Annotated in this window: 1 protein-coding gene; it reads right to left on the bottom strand. The window is 36.9% G+C overall.

All coding sequences use genetic code 11. From position 1 onward, the window contains the following. Nucleotides 1-41 precede the first annotated feature (41 nt). The coding region (tnpB, locus tag SLH52_RS23260; RefSeq protein ID WP_320211562.1) for an IS200/IS605 family element RNA-guided endonuclease TnpB at nt 42-1,026 on the bottom strand (985 nt) is incomplete at its 5' end.

Genomic DNA, 1,026 nt, shown 5'->3' with positions numbered 1-1,026 from the left:
GGGGGATTCCTAAGTACGGAAACCTAACGGCTTCTAATTGATTAGGCTATCCCCGTAGTTCCTACGGTTATGAGACGAATTGCTTCGTTTCTTAGATTTTGTCCTGCGTTAATATCTCTATCGTGATGGGTTCCGCATGATGGGCAATCCCTTACACGTAAGTTTAGATTCTTAACGTCTTTGTTTTTGAAACCACAACTAGAGCAAAGTTGACTTGAAGCGAATGTTTTAGATACTACGATGACTTGTTTACCATACCATTTCGCTTTGTATTCAAGCATTGTACGGAATTTCGCCCAAGACACTTCACTAATTGCTTTTGCTAGATTATCATTTTTAAGCATATTGCTGACTTGCAAATCTTCAATGCCAATAATGTCGTAGCTTTTGACAATATCAGTAGATATTTTTTGCAAGTAGTCGTTTCTAGCATTTGTAATTTTTTCTTGCAGACGAGCTACTTTAATCCGTTGTTTATTCCAATTAGACCCACCTTTTGTGCATCTTGAGAGAATACGCTGAGCATTTGCTAACTTCTCTTCTAGAGTTCGAAAGAATTTAGGGTTTGAATATTCTGTTCCGTCTGAAAGAACAGCAAACTGTTTAAGTCCCATATCAACGCCAATGGCTGAGTTTGTTTTTTCTAAAGACTGAACTTCAACTTCTGCAAGAAGAGAGACAAAGTATTTCCCACTCGGATTACGTCTAATCGTCGCATTGATAATACGACCGTCAACATCTCGACTTTTAACAAACTTAACAAGTCCAAGTTTAGGTAATTTAATTTTGTTATCGACAATGGCTATGTTTCCATTTGTATATTTGGTTATGTACGATTGGACTTTATTCTTTTTAGATTTGAATCTAGGGATGTCATTTTGCTTTTTGAAAAAACGGTTAAAAGCATCCGAAAGGTTGCGTAGTGAGGATTGTAGTGAAATGCTATCAACTTCTTTAAGCCATAGCAAATCCTTTTTCAACTTTGTTAACTCCGCAGAACAAGCGCCGTATGTTAAACCTTTTCCA

Origin of the sequence: Cytobacillus sp. IB215665 (genome assembly GCF_033963835.1) — a bacterium.
Lineage (GTDB): Bacteria > Bacillota > Bacilli > Bacillales > SM2101 > Nanhaiella.
The sequence above is the reverse complement of the archived record's forward strand: the minus strand, read 5'-3'. Positions and strand labels throughout refer to the sequence as shown.